Raw genomic sequence first — 13188 nt, 5'->3', positions numbered from 1 at the left:
GAACGATTAAGTCAAATCGACTATATAGTCAATATGAGATGCGCGCAATCGTGCCATGCAAAAAGGCATGGCGAGTGGAGAAGCGAGTTAGCCGCAGGATCGGAGCGAGGATGCGGCCTATTGTGCCGAGCGCCACAGGCCGAGTTCCCGGTACGTCCCGGGAAATGCAGTCGAACGGCAGTTGCCGGTCCGCTCCTTTGATATGCTGGGACCGAACGAAAAAGAAAAGGCAGAATGGATGGCAAAGATTGATTTGGCGCGCAGGGCGGAAATCGGACGGGAGAAGCGAGAAAGAACGCGTACCCTGATCTTGGACGTCGGGACGATGCTCATGGCCGAACGGCCCCGCGAGTCGATTACAATCGATGCCGTCGTGGAGGCAGCCGGCGTCGCGAAGGGTACGTTCTACTACCACTTCCAAAGCATCGACGAACTGGCTGCGGCCGTTGGGGAGAAACTCGGGGAGAGCTTCGACGCGGTGCTGAGGGACGCGCGCCTCGCACTGGACGATCCAGTCAAACGTTTATGCTTCGCTTTCACGAAGTTCTTGGAAAAGGCGATCTCGGACCCGAATTGGGCACGTCTGGTCGTTCAAAGTTCTCAATCGCGCGCCCCGTATGCGCGGGGTATCCGGACGAACCTCAAGGCGGATATCGCCCAGGCGATAGTCCAGGAGCGTGTGAGCATACGCGACGCAGAGCTGGCGGTAGATATCGTGATGGGCATATGGCTGCAGGTGACGCGGGGCATCCTTGATCGTGGCGGCAAGCCTGAATTGACACAACAGACTGTCGAGTCGGTACTTCGGGCCCTCGGCGCCTCGCTGTCGGACCAGCAGAACGCCTGGAAAAAGTGGTCATGATATTGCCGTCCGCGATGTTTGCCACGCGCGAAGACTTTGCTTTATGGCGCGTCTGTTTGGATCAAACGATCGTCACCACGCTGGATGCAATGTCTGCCCTCTAATCCAATCTCCCGAAAAGCGTACGTTCCATTCTGCGGCCCCAGACAGGACGCTGATCACATCGACGCTGAGCGTCGAATCCTGCCGACCTTGCTCGATTTTCCCTGAAGGAAGCACATACTCCCGTGTGGGTGCTCTCAGAAATTATCTAAATTATTGAAATCGTTAAATTTATTAGGAAAATTATGGCGGAGAGAGCGGGATTCGAACCCGCGTTACGGTTTCCCGTAAACACACTTTCCAGGCGTGCGCCTTCAACCACTCGGCCACCTCTCCGTCTTAGCATCTCGCGTCGGCCGGTTTCGCCGCGCGGGTTGGGGAGATGCTCCCGTGGGAAGTCCTCAACGGACATCTGGTGCCTTCAACCGGCGGGCAACCTTCCCGGCACCGCTAGCCGTCTAGGCAAACAGGCGCGGGGCTCATCTAGTCGATCCGAAAGCGAATGCCAAGCCATATTGGCGTTGCCGCGGCTTTTGCCGTGTATGGCGCAAAGGCGGGGAAGGGCGATGCGTTCGAATGATGTGTACAGGCCGATCGCCCCCTCCGGCAACGCTTGACTTCGCCTGCGCCCGGCTGTCGACTGCCGTTAATCATGCAATCCCGGTGAACGGTTGCGGGCTTTCCTGGAATTGCGGGTTCGGTTTTGCAATCCCGACGAAAGCCGGCAGGCGGCCTTCCTGGAATTGCTTGGGCGAGGGGCGTCGTTCCGACATGGCATCGATCGACCAGCAACCCGCGGGGCGGCCGGACGGCGGCCTGTCCTTCATCCCGGTGGCGTGGCTCGTCATCGTCATGGGGCTGTCGGCCTACGGGCTGATCTCCTCCTGGCGGCTGATCGGCGACTTCAGCCTGCCCGACAGCGTGTTCTTCCTGGTCTATGGCGGCTTGACCGGCGGCGTCATCACCATCCTGTGGGGGCTGTACCTGCTTGGCCTTGCCTTCAACCGGTCGGCCCGCTTCCCGCGCCATTACACGATCTGGCAGATCGCCATCATCGTCTGGCTCCTCGTGCGCCAGGCCTATGTGTTTTACAGCTTCGCCTTCTCGGTCGAAGCGCTGGGCTTCACCGTGGCCGAGATCGCCATCGGCCTGCTGTGCATCTATCTCCTGCGCAACGGGGCCGGCGCGGACACGATCTACGCCAATCCGGAGACCGAGCGGCCGCCGGTCTTTGTCTCGATCCTTGCCGCGCTGCTCGGCATCATCCTTGGCGGCGCGATCGGCGCCTGCGCCGGGTTCTTCGCCGGTTCGCTGATCGCGGACCTGACGCATATGAGCTGCTTCGAGGGCGCCTGCGGATTTTTCGCGGCTTTTGTCGGCCTGGGCGGCCTGATCGTCGGCGCGATCGCCGGCGGTATTTTCGCCGTCTGGCGGGTGAACCGGCGCGGGCCGGCGCGGGCTCGCTAATTTCACGGGCCGCGATTGCGCGGGAACCACGCACGCTCTATGTCGATTGCGGGGTAGACGGGAGCTTTCCCGGGGAGAGCGTCGATGTTGCGTTTCATCTTTCGGCTGGCAGCCATGGTTGCGCTGTCGATCGCCGTCATCATGGCGGTGATCGACACGACACGCTCGGTCGCAGCGTCGTCGCTGGTGATGACGCCGCTCAACGCAAGCTGGCTCGCGGTCTCGCCCGATACCCGCGCGGCTTTCGAGACTTTCGTGCGCGCCAAGGCAAACCCTCTGGTCTGGGACGGCGCGGTCGCCTGGGTGCTCGCGCAACCCGGTTTCGCGGTGTTCGCGGTGCTTGCCTTCCTGCTCTACGCCATCGGCTACCGGCGCAAGCGCCGCGGCGCGGAATTCGCTCCAAGCCCTTGAAGATTTTTGTTCTGGCGCGATTCCGCATGCAAGCCGCAACACACTTTTTCGTGGAATTGCTTTTAAAAGACGTGCCGGATCGCCGGTAACCGCTTTTTCCAACAGGTCAAAATTCCACGTGAATTTTGTTTCGCGCCGTGCCAGATTGACCGCGAGCGGGAGGGGTCAAACACTTCCTGCCTGGCCTCGCCAGCCCGCCGGAGAACCGGGCGAGCAGGCGGTGCAAAAACGGAAAAATAACCGACAGGGTGTGGATCACATGAAACGTATCGTTCTCGGCCTTCTGGCCGCAACCGCAATGGTTCTTCCGGCTTTCGCCGCGGACGTGCAGCCGGCCATCCTCTACGATCTGGGCGGCAAGTTCGACAAATCCTTCAACGAGGCCGCCTATAACGGCGCCGAGAAGTTCAAGAAGGAAACCGGCGTCGCCTATGTCGAATTCGAAGTCTCCAACGCCTCGCAGCGCGAACAGGCGCTGCGCCGCTTCGCCGAGGACGGCCGCAATCCGATCGTCATGGCGGGCTTTGCCTGGGAGGACGCGCTGAAAGCGGTCGCGAAAGATTATCCCGACCTCAACTTCGCCATCATTGACGATGCCATCGACCTTCCCAATGTCCGCTCGCTGGTGTTCAAGGAGAACGAAGGCTCCTACCTCGTCGGCATCCTGGCGGCGATGGCGTCGAAGTCGAAGAAGGTGGGCTTCATCGGCGGCATGGATATCCCGCTGATCCGCAAGTTCGAATGCGGCTATGTCGGCGGCGCCAAGTCGGCCGGCGCGACCGATGTCATCCAGAACATGACCGGCGATACGCCGGCCGCCTGGAACGACCCGGCCAAGGGCGGCGAGATCGCCAAGACGCAGATCGACCAGGGCGCCGACGTGGTCTATGCCGCTGCCGGCGGCACCGGCGTCGGCGTGCTGCAGGCGGCGGCGGATGCCGGCAAGCTCGGCATCGGCGTCGATTCCAACCAGAACGGCCTGCAGCCCGGCAAGGTGCTGACCTCGATGATGAAGCGCGTCGACGTCGCCGTCTACAACACCTTCATGGACGGCAAGAACGGCACCTTCAAGGGTGGTCTGGAGAATCTCGGCCTCAAGGAAGGCGGCGTGGACTACGCCATGGACGACAACAACAAGGCGCTGGTGACCGATGAGATGAAAGCGGCCGTCGAAAAGGCCAAGGCCGACATCATCGCTGGCAAGGTCCAGGTGCACGACTACACCGCCGACAACGCCTGCCCCTATTGATCGGCAGCTGAGCCGGAGCGGTTCAGTGATTGAACCGCTCTAGCTTTTGTTTTCACGCAATTCCGGGCGGAAAACCGCTACGCACTTTTCCTGGAATTGCTCTGGGGTTCGAACCGCCGGGCCAATGCCCGGCGGTTTTGTTCTGGAGACGGTACGATGCGACCGGCAATCGAAGCCATGGCCGAAGGCGACGTCGAGCCAATGGCGCGGCTTCGGCTCAAGGCTTTCTTTGAGGATACGGATCGGACATTCGACGAGGACATGGCCGGGCTGCGCGGGCTGATCGCCGGCGACGGCTTCGAGGCGGCCTTTGTCGCCCGCGACCGCGGCCGGCCGATCGGTAGCTGCCTGCTCGTCCGCGACGAAATCAGTTCGCCGCACGATCTGACGCCATGGCTGGCCGGATTGATCGTCGAGGAAGCCTATCGAGGCGGCGGCGTCGGCACGGCGCTAGTCAGAACCGTCGAGTCTCATGCGGCGTCTGCCGGTATCGGCACGCTCTACCTTTATACCTGGCAGGCGCGCGGCTTCTACGAGGCGCTTGGATGGACGGCGGTCGAGACCTTCGAGCAGGACGGCGCGCCGATGCTTCTGATGTCGAAGTCTCTGCTTTGACGCAATTCCGGACGGAAGGCTACGACGAAGGCACCGAGCCCAACCGCCCGCACTTTCCTGGAGTTGCTTTTATAGCGTGCCGGCGAGATAGCCGAGCGCAAAGGCCGCCACCAGGGCAAGCGCGATGACGAAGCCCAGCCTGCCGCCAAGCGAATGCAGGCCGACGCCGTAGGGCTTGCGCTCGAGCCGGTGGATCATCGGTGGCGGCGGTTCCGTCTCCGGGACGCCGACGCCAGCCAGCCGCGTCTGCATCTGCGGCAGTTCGGCAAGGCGTTGCGTGACCAGTTCCCAGCGATCGCCGCGCGCTTCAGGTCCCGCGGGATCGAAGGCGCGCAGGCGTTCGGCCAGCCGCAGCACCGTGTCGCGAAAGGCGGGATCGATCTCAAGGTCGCGTTCGGCGCGGGCGCGTTCCCTGTCGTTCATCAAGCCAAAGACATAATCGCCGGCTCGAGCGACGCGGTCGCTTTCACTGGACATGGCCGTCTTTCCCCATGGCTCCTCACCAATGCGGCGGCTTGGTCACCGGCACATCGGAGGCGGACTGCTCCTCCAATTCGAGGAAGCGGTCGGTCAGGGCTGCGAGCTTGCGCTCCATACGCTCGATCACTTTCCACTGTTCGGCGATCTGGCCGGACAGCTCCTCGATGGTCTTCTCCTGTTCGGCGGCGCGGATTTCCAACGTCGTCAGCCGATCGTCAGGCATGGCCATGCAAAACCGATCCTTGCGAATGTGAAGTCTCCAGCTAAGCAGATATTCGTGGGATGCCCCACGAATATCTGCTTAGCTCTGTTGGTTTTCGCAGGTTCAGATCGCAAAACCGTGGGACACTTTTGCGGAACCTGCTCAGGTTCGAAATTGACAAGGACGCGGGGATTTGTCGAGAGTGAACGGCCGATTGGCATAAGCGGGGCATCATGCTAGGCATTTTGACCAAGCGATAAAAAAATAACAGTGGGAACAGGCTGCATGGCGCAAGCCGCAATCGAGCTCATAGGCATCAACAAGAGCTTTGGCGCGGTGCGCGCCAACCGCGACATCAACCTGGAAGTCGCGCGCGGCACGATCCACGGCATTGTCGGCGAGAACGGCGCCGGCAAGTCGACGCTGATGTCGATCCTCTACGGCTTCTACCAGGCCGATAGCGGCGAGATCCGCGTCGGCGGCAAGCCGGTGTCGATCAGCACCTCCAACGACGCAATCGCGCTCGGCATCGGCATGGTGCACCAGCATTTCATGCTGGTCGACAATTTCACGGTGCTGGAGAACATCATCCTCGGCGCCGAAAACGATGCGCTGTTGAAGAGCAGCATCGCCAAGGCGCGCTCCGAGCTTGACCGGCTGGAGCGCGAGTACGGCCTCGAGGTCGATCCCGACGCCGTCATCGAAGAGCTGCCGGTCGGCCTGCAGCAGCGCGTCGAAATCCTCAAGGCGCTCTATCGCGGTGCCGAGATCCTGATCCTCGACGAGCCGACGGGCGTGTTGACGCCGGCCGAGGCCGATCACCTTTTCCGCATCCTCAAGCAATTGAAGGAGCAGGGCAAAACCATCGTGCTCATCACGCACAAGCTGCGCGAGATCATGGCGATCACCGACACGGTGTCGGTGATGCGCCAAGGCACGATGGTGGCGACCCGGGTGACGAAGGAAACCACGGTCGGCGAATTGGCCGAACTGATGGTCGGCCGGCGGGTGTTGCTCAGGGTCGAGAAGGGCCAGTCGGAAGCCGGCGCGGTAAAACTCTCGGTCAAGAACCTGACGGTCAAGGATTCGCGCGGCGTCACCATGGTCGACAATGTCTCCTTCGACGTGCGCGGCGGCGAGATCGTCGGCATCGCCGGCGTTGCCGGCAACGGCCAGTCCGAGCTGCTCGAGGCGATCTCCGGCATCCGGCATGCGGTCTCCGGCGAGGTGATGCTCGACGGCAAGCCGATCGACCTCACCGGCAAGGCCGATCCCGGCGAACTACGCGACCGCGGTCTCGCCCATGTGCCGGAAGACCGTCACCATGTCGGACTGGTGCTCGCCTTCGAGGAAAACGAGAACTCGATCCTCGGCTATCACGACGACGAGCGCTATTTGAAGGGGCCGTTCCTCGACATCGATGCCATCATGGCCGATGCCAAGCACAAGATCGAAAAATACGACATCCGTCCAGGCAATCCGCGGCTGAAGACGGCGAACTTCTCCGGCGGCAACCAGCAGAAGATCGTGCTGGCCCGGGAGATGGAGCAGGATCCCGGCGTGCTGATCGTCGGCCAGCCGACGCGCGGCGTCGATGTCGGCGCCATCGAATTCATCCACAAGCGGCTGATCGCCATGCGCGACCAGGGCAAGGCGGTGCTGGTGGTCTCGGTCGAGCTCGACGAGATCCGCTCGCTGTCCGACCGCATCCTGGTGATGTTTGCCGGCCGTGTCGTCGGCGAGCGCGGCCCGGACGCGACCGAAGGCGAGCTTGGCCTGTTGATGGCCGGCGTCGAGCACCAGGAGGCCGCCGAATGAGCACGCCTTACGCCAAATTGCCGGCCTGGGCCGATTATGGATTGATTCCGTTGATCAACCTGTCGGTCGCCTTCATCGTCGCCGGCTTTGTCGTCATGCTGGTCGGCGAAAACCCGTTCCGCGCCGCCGTCATCCTGGTCGAAGGCGCCTTCGGCAAGGGCACGGGCATCGCCTTCACTTTGTTTTACGCCACGACCTTCATCTTCACCGGCCTTTCCGTGGCGGTGGCGGCGCATTGCAGCCTGTTCAACATCGGCACCGAGGGCCAGGCCTATATAGGCGGCCTCGGCATCGCGCTTGTTTGCCTGAGCCTCGACAGCGTGCTGCCCTGGTGGGTGATCTTTCCAATCGCGATCGTCGCCGCGGCGGCGTTCGGCGCGCTGTGGGGGCTGATCCCGGCCTATCTGCAGGCCAAGCGCGGCTCACACATCGTCATCACCACCATCATGTTCAACTTCATCGCCGCCTCGGTGATGGTCTACCTGCTGGTCGGCGCGCTGAAGCCGGCCGGCTCGCAGGCGCCGCAGACGCGCAATTTCCTCGCCGGCGCCGAACTGCCGAAGCTCAACTGGATCATCGAATTGTTCGGTGCCAAGATCCGTTCCGCGCCGCTCAACATCTGCTTCCTGCTGGCGCTGGTCATGGCTTTCCTGGTCTGGCTTTTGATCTGGCGCACGAGGCTCGGCTACGAGATGCGCACCTATGGCCACAGCCCGAAGGCGGCGCGCTACGCCGGCATTTCGGAAACCCGCATCATCATCACCGCGATGATGATCTCGGGCGCACTGGCCGGCATGATGGCGCTCAACCCTGTGATGGGCGACCAGCACAATGTCGCGATCGATTTCGTGTCCGGCGCCGGCTATGTCGGCATCGCGGTCGCGCTGATGGGCCGGCTGCATCCGGTCGGCATCGTCTTGGCGGCGATCCTGTTCGGCATGCTCTACCAGGGCGGCGCCGAGCTTGCCTTCGAGATGCCGGCGATCAGCCGCGACATGATCGTCATCATCCAGGGTTTGGTCATTCTCTTCGCCGGCGCGCTGGAACACATGTTCAGGCCCTACATCCAGGCTCTGTTCGCCTCGGTCAGCCCGAAATCGGTCGGCATGCAGGCAGTGAACGGGAAGGGGGCCTGAGATGGACATTTTCAACGCCATCGTCCAGGTGCTGGATTCGACCATCCGCCTTTCGGTGCCGCTGCTGCTCGCCTGCCTGGCGGGCCTTTATTCGGAACGGGCCGGCATCTTCGACATCGGGCTGGAAGGCAAGATGCTGGTCGGCGCCTTTGCCGGCGCTTCGGCCGCCGCCGTCTTCCATTCGGCGCTGATCGGCCTCGGCATGGCGGTGCTGATCTCGGTTGCATTCGCCCTGGTGCATGGCTTCGCCTCGATCACGCATCGCGGCAACCAGATCGTGTCCGGCGTGGCCATCAACTTCATCGCTGCCGGATCGACCATCATCCTCGGCCAGGCCTGGTTCCAGCAGGGCGGGCGCACGCCGGCGCTGCAGCCGGGCGAACGCTTCGCAGCGATCACCTGGCCCGGCGCCGACGCGATCAAGGACGTGCCGATCATCGGCCCGATCTATGCCGAGCTGATCTCCGGGCACTCGATCCTGGTCTACTTCGCCTTCGCCATGGTGCCGTTCACCTGGTGGGTGCTGTTTCGCACCCGCTTCGGGCTGAGGATGCGCGCCGTCGGCGAAAATCCGGCCGCCGTCGACACCGCCGGCATCTCGGTCGCGTGGCTGCGCTATAGGGCGCTGATCTGCACCGGCGTGCTTACCGGCGTCGCGGGCGCCTATCTTTCCATGGTGCAGAATGGCGGTTTCGTGAAAGACATGACCGCGGGCAAGGGCTATATCGCGCTTGCCGCGCTGATCTTCGCCAAATGGAAGCCGGTCAACGCCATGTTCGCCTGCCTTCTGTTCGGCTTTCTCGACGCGGCATCGATCCGCCTGCAGGGCTCGCCGCTGCCTATTGTCGGCAAGGTTCCGGCGCAGTTCATGCAGGCGCTGCCCTATGTGCTGACCGTCATCCTGCTCGCCGGCTTCATCGGCAAGGCCATCCCGCCGCGCGCCGGCGGCGTGCCTTATGTCAAGGAACGCTGAGGCTGGATTTTCGTCCGGCGGCGACCGGCATTTGAACAAGATCGTGGGAGAGAAGAACCGGATGTCGCATGATCTGTTCGAGGCGGCGAAGACGGCGATGGCCAAGGCCTACGCGCCCTATTCGAAATTCCCGGTGGGTGCGGCGTTGCGCACCGAGGACGGGCGCGTCTTCACCGGCGCCAACATCGAGGTAGCGTCCTATCCGGAAGGCTGGTGCGCCGAGACGACGGCGCTCGGCCACTACATAATGGGCGGCGGCGGCAGGATCGTCGAGATCGCGGTGATCGCCGAACGCATGGCCAAATGCTCGCCCTGCGGCGGCTGCCGGCAACGGCTGGCGGAATTCTGCCGGCCGGACACGAAGCTCTATCTGTGCGACAACGCCGGCGTGGCCGAGACCGTGACCATGGGCGACATGCTGCCTTACGGCTTCAGGGGCGACATCTTGAAATGAAGAGCGGGTTGAAATGAAGGAAGCGCTGGATCATCTGGTCGAGAAGCTGGACGGGCTGGCGCCCGCGGCCGCGCTTGTGCTGGGCTCGGGCCTTGGCGGTCTGGTCGGCCAGGTCAAGCATGCCAGGCGCATCTCCTATGCCGAACTGCCGGGCTTCCCACGCAGCGGTGTTTCCGGCCATGCCGGCGAGGTGGTTGCCGGGTATTTCGCCGGCACGCCGGTGCTGATGCTGTCGGGGCGCGCGCATTATTACGAGCATGGCAATGCCGCGGCGATGCGGCCGGCGCTGGAGGTGCTTGCTGGCATCGGCATCTCGCATTTGATCCTCACCAATGCCGCCGGCTCCGTCGATCCTGAAATGGGGCCGGGCTCGGTGATGCTGATCACCGACCACATCAATTTCTCCGGCTCCAACCCGTTGATCGGCGAGCCGAGCGACCGCCGCTTCGTCGGTCTCACCGAGGCCTACGATGCCGGCTTGCGCGGCGCGATCGAGAAGGCGGCGAAGGCGACCGGCACGGCATTGCACCAGGGCGTCTATATGTGGTTTTCCGGACCCTGCTTCGAGACGCCGGCCGAGATCCGCATGGCGCGCGTCATGGGCGCGACGGCGGTCGGCATGTCGACCGTGCCGGAGGTCATCCTCGCCCGCTTCCTCGGACTCAAGGTCGCTGCATGCTCGGTGATCACCAACCTGGCGGCCGGCATGACCGGGGCGGAGCTCTCGCACCAGGAAACCAAGGACATGGCGCCGGTCGGTGGCGCGCGGCTGGCGACGATCCTGCGGCGCGTCTTCCAGGATGGCTTGCCCGACTGATGCTGCCGCAGGAGATCATCCGCCGCAAGCGCGACGGCCACAGACTCTCGGCCGACGAGATCGCGGCCTTCGTCGCAGGGCTGACGGCCGGCACCATCGCCGAGGGCCAGGTCGGCGCTTTCGCCATGGCCGTGTTCCTCAACGGCATGAGCCGCGAGGAGGCGGTGGCGCTGACGCTCGCCATGCGCGATTCCGGCGACGTGCTCGACTGGTCCGACCTGCCGGGGCCGGTCACCGACAAGCATTCGACCGGCGGCGTCGGCGACAATGTCTCGCTGATGCTGGCGCCGATCGTCGCCGCCTGCGGCGCCTATGTGCCGATGATCTCGGGGCGCGGCCTCGGCCACACCGGCGGCACGCTGGACAAGATGGATGCCATCCCTGGCTATGCCAGCCAGCCGGACGTGGCGCTTTTCCGCAAGACGGTGCTCGAGACTGGTTGCGCCATCATCGGTCAGACCGCCGATTTGGCACCCGCCGACCGCAGGCTCTACACGATCCGCGACGTGACGGGAACCGTCGAATCGGTCCCGCTGATCACCGCCTCGATCCTGTCGAAGAAGCTTGCCGCGGGCTTGGGCTCGCTGGTGCTCGACGTCAAGGTCGGCAACGGCGCCTTCATGGAAAAGTCGCGCGATGCGGTCGCGCTGGCGAACAGCCTGGTCGAGGTCGCCAATGGCGCCGGCCTGAATGCATCCGCGCTGGTGACGGGCATGAACGAGCCGCTGGCTTCGGCGGCCGGCAACGCGGTCGAGGTGCGAAATGCCGTCGATTTCCTCACCGGCCGATATCGCGACCGCCGGCTGGAGGATGTTACGCTGGCGCTGGCGGCCGAGATGCTGCAGTCGGCGGGGCTCGTCTCGTCTCACCAGGACGGTATCAGGCGCGCCACCGAGGCGCTTGCCGGAGGCCGTGCGGCAGCCGTCTTCGCGCGAATGGTGGCGGTGCTTGGCGGTCCCGGCGATTTCATCGAGAAACCGGAAAAGTATCTGCCGACAGCGCCGGTCGAATTGGCCGTGAAAGCGGAACAGGACGGGTTCGTGACCGGCATCGCCACGCGCGATATCGGGCTTGCCGTCGTCACGCTCGGTGGCGGGCGTTCCCGTCCCGACGACAAGATCGATCATGCCGTCGGTCTGACCAGGCTGTTGCCGGTCGGCGCCGAGGCGCGCGCGGGCGAGGCCCTGGCGTTGGTGCATGCCCGCACCGACGCCCAGGCCGAGGCGGCAGCGGCCGCCGTGCGTGCCGCCTATACGATCGGGGGCTCCAAGCCGCCCGCCGACAAGACCGTGCTCAGGCGGATATTGCCTCGCTGATCGGCCTTACTGAACGAGCAGCAGCGAGCCGTCCTGGACCTGGTATTTCTGCAGGCGCTGCAGGAAGCTCATGCCGATCAGGTTGGTCTGCAGCGCCCTGTCGTCGAGCACCATTGCCTGGACGTTGTCGACGGAGATCTTGCCGATCTGCAGGCGGTCGACCGTCACCACGGCGGCCTTGATCGCCCCGTTGGCGGTGTTCACCTGGCGATTGAAGTCGGACGGGTTGAGCGAGATGCCGATCCTGCGGGCGGTCGAGGTGTTGATGGCGACCAGCGTCGCGCCGGTGTCGATCATGCCGTCGATCTGGCGGCCGTTGAGCTTGAACTGCGACGTGAAGTGACCGCGCCCGTCGGCATTGACCAGCACCTGACGGCCGAGCGGCATTGGCGTCGCCGGCTTGTCCGGAACCGAAGCGAGATTGACCTGCGGCTCTGCCTTCGGCGCAGCCGGCTGCGAGGCGACGGTCGATTTCAGCAAGCCGTCCACCAGATGCGGATTCGCCTGATAGACGATCGGAATCGAGGCTGAGGTTCCCGCAAAGATGCCAAGGATGAGAAGCTTGCGCAGCATGGATGCCCCTTAAATCGAGGTCGCATCCTTACGCCGACATGGTGTTTTCCGCTTTAACGTGCGCCGGAACCGCGCGGTTGTGTAAACGCGTGGTAAACGGATGCGCTCATTTTGTGCCGTACATGCGGTCGCCTGCGTCGCCGAGGCCGGGCATGATGTAGCCCTTGTCGTTCAACTGCCGGTCTATCGAGGCGGTGAAGATCGGCACGTCTGGATGCGCCTTGGTGAAGCGCTCGATGCCTTCGGGGGCGGCAAGCAGGCAGAGGAAGCGGATGTTGGTGGCGCCGCGGCCCTTCAGCTTGTCGATCGCGGCGATCGCGGAATTGGCGGTCGCCAGCATCGGATCGACGACGATCACCAGGCGGTCGGCGAGATCGCTCGGCGCCTTGAAGAAATACTCGACCGCTTCCAGCGTCTCATGGTCGCGGTAGAGGCCGATATGGGCGACGCGTGCCGCCGGCACCAGGTCGAGCAGGCCCTCGAGCAGGCCGTTGCCGGCGCGCAGCACCGAGGCGAAGACCAGCTTCTTGCCTTCCAGCGTCGGCGCCTCCATCTCCTCGATCGGCGTCTCGATCATGGTCGTGGTCAGTTCGAGATTGCGGGTCACCTCATAGCCGAGCAGCAACGAGATCTCGCGCAGCAGCCGCCGGAAACCTGCCGTCGAGGTCTCCTTCTTGCGCATGATGGTCAGCTTGTGCTGGACGAGGGGGTGGTCGACGACGGTGACGCCCTGCATGATGTGCTCCGACTGGTTCGGGGTAGTAGTCAGTAGT

Annotated in this window: 15 protein-coding genes and 1 tRNA gene; 11 read left to right on the top strand and 5 right to left on the bottom strand. The window is 63.6% G+C overall.

Annotated features, from left to right (window positions below; genetic code table 11):
• Positions 1-238 precede the first annotated feature (238 nt).
• Positions 239-862, top strand: a complete 624-nt coding sequence (locus FJ414_RS06315) for a TetR/AcrR family transcriptional regulator (RefSeq protein WP_140642455.1) — start codon at positions 239-241, stop codon at positions 860-862.
• Between the two features lie 288 nt (positions 863-1150).
• Here the strand turns inward: FJ414_RS06315 and FJ414_RS06310 are convergent.
• Positions 1151-1240 (bottom strand) — tRNA-Ser (locus FJ414_RS06310).
• 435 nt (positions 1241-1675) lie between these two features.
• Between FJ414_RS06310 and FJ414_RS06305 the strand changes: the two genes are divergently transcribed.
• The 4 genes from FJ414_RS06305 to FJ414_RS06290 all read left to right on the top strand — a co-directional run bounded on the left by FJ414_RS06305 (position 1676) and on the right by FJ414_RS06290 (position 4646).
• On the top strand, positions 1676-2371 hold the full coding sequence (locus FJ414_RS06305; RefSeq protein ID WP_140642452.1) for a DUF2569 family protein: 696 nt from the start codon (positions 1676-1678) through the stop codon (positions 2369-2371).
• A gap of 84 nt (positions 2372-2455) precedes the next feature.
• Complete coding sequence (locus FJ414_RS06300) at positions 2456-2782, top strand: hypothetical protein (protein ID WP_140642450.1); 327 nt, start codon at positions 2456-2458, stop codon at positions 2780-2782.
• 259 nt (positions 2783-3041) lie between these two features.
• Positions 3042-4031 carry a BMP family ABC transporter substrate-binding protein gene (locus FJ414_RS06295; RefSeq protein WP_140642447.1) on the top strand — a complete coding sequence of 330 codons (990 nt, stop codon included), beginning with the start codon at positions 3042-3044 and terminating at the stop codon, positions 4029-4031.
• Positions 4032-4187: 156 nt separating this feature from the next.
• Complete coding sequence (locus tag FJ414_RS06290) at positions 4188-4646, top strand: GNAT family N-acetyltransferase (protein ID WP_140642446.1); 459 nt, start codon at positions 4188-4190, stop codon at positions 4644-4646.
• Between the two features lie 69 nt (positions 4647-4715).
• Here FJ414_RS06290 and FJ414_RS06285 read toward each other — a convergent pair whose 3' ends face one another.
• Together FJ414_RS06285 and FJ414_RS06280 are read right to left on the bottom strand one after the other, a co-directional pair.
• Positions 4716-5123: a hypothetical protein gene (locus tag FJ414_RS06285; protein ID WP_140642444.1), complete on the bottom strand. Its 408-nt coding sequence runs from the start codon at positions 5121-5123 to the stop codon at positions 4716-4718.
• Between the two features lie 22 nt (positions 5124-5145).
• Positions 5146-5355: a SlyX family protein gene (locus FJ414_RS06280; protein ID WP_140642442.1), complete on the bottom strand. Its 210-nt coding sequence runs from the start codon at positions 5353-5355 to the stop codon at positions 5146-5148.
• Between the two features lie 258 nt (positions 5356-5613).
• On the opposite strand from FJ414_RS06280, the gene FJ414_RS06275 reads away from it, so the two are divergent.
• From FJ414_RS06275 to deoA, 6 genes are all read left to right on the top strand, one after another.
• The gene (locus FJ414_RS06275) at positions 5614-7146 is read left to right on the top strand and encodes an ABC transporter ATP-binding protein (RefSeq protein WP_140642440.1); all 1533 of its coding nucleotides are present in this window, start codon (positions 5614-5616) and stop codon (positions 7144-7146) included.
• On the top strand, positions 7143-8282 hold the full coding sequence (locus FJ414_RS06270; protein WP_140642438.1) for an ABC transporter permease: 1140 nt from the start codon (positions 7143-7145) through the stop codon (positions 8280-8282). The genes FJ414_RS06275 and FJ414_RS06270 overlap by 4 nt, the downstream gene beginning before the upstream one ends.
• 1 nt (position 8283) lies before the next feature.
• Entirely contained in the window at positions 8284-9255 is a 972-nt protein-coding gene (locus FJ414_RS06265; RefSeq protein ID WP_140642435.1) for an ABC transporter permease, read from the top strand.
• A gap of 61 nt (positions 9256-9316) precedes the next feature.
• The gene (cdd, locus tag FJ414_RS06260; RefSeq protein ID WP_095766692.1) at positions 9317-9709 is read left to right on the top strand and encodes a cytidine deaminase; all 393 of its coding nucleotides are present in this window, start codon (positions 9317-9319) and stop codon (positions 9707-9709) included.
• Positions 9710-9722: 13 nt separating this feature from the next.
• On the top strand, positions 9723-10526 hold the full coding sequence (locus FJ414_RS06255) for a purine-nucleoside phosphorylase (RefSeq protein ID WP_140642433.1): 804 nt from the start codon (positions 9723-9725) through the stop codon (positions 10524-10526).
• Positions 10526-11842, top strand: a complete 1317-nt coding sequence (gene deoA / locus FJ414_RS06250; protein ID WP_140642430.1) for a thymidine phosphorylase — start codon at positions 10526-10528, stop codon at positions 11840-11842. Before FJ414_RS06255 ends, deoA begins: the two co-directional genes overlap by 1 nt.
• 6 nt (positions 11843-11848) lie before the next feature.
• On the opposite strand, the gene FJ414_RS06245 is transcribed toward deoA, so the two are convergent.
• Complete coding sequence (locus FJ414_RS06245; RefSeq protein WP_140642428.1) at positions 11849-12415, bottom strand: TIGR02281 family clan AA aspartic protease; 567 nt, start codon at positions 12413-12415, stop codon at positions 11849-11851.
• A gap of 106 nt (positions 12416-12521) precedes the next feature.
• Positions 12522-13151 carry a uracil phosphoribosyltransferase gene (gene upp / locus FJ414_RS06240; RefSeq protein ID WP_027165262.1) on the bottom strand — a complete coding sequence of 210 codons (630 nt, stop codon included), beginning with the start codon at positions 13149-13151 and terminating at the stop codon, positions 12522-12524.
• Between the last annotated feature and the right edge of the window lie 37 nt (positions 13152-13188).

Source organism: Mesorhizobium sp. B3-1-6, assembly GCF_006439555.1.
GTDB lineage: Bacteria > Pseudomonadota > Alphaproteobacteria > Rhizobiales > Rhizobiaceae > Mesorhizobium.
Note: the sequence above shows the minus strand (reverse complement) of the source record. Positions and strands in the feature narration are given on the sequence as shown.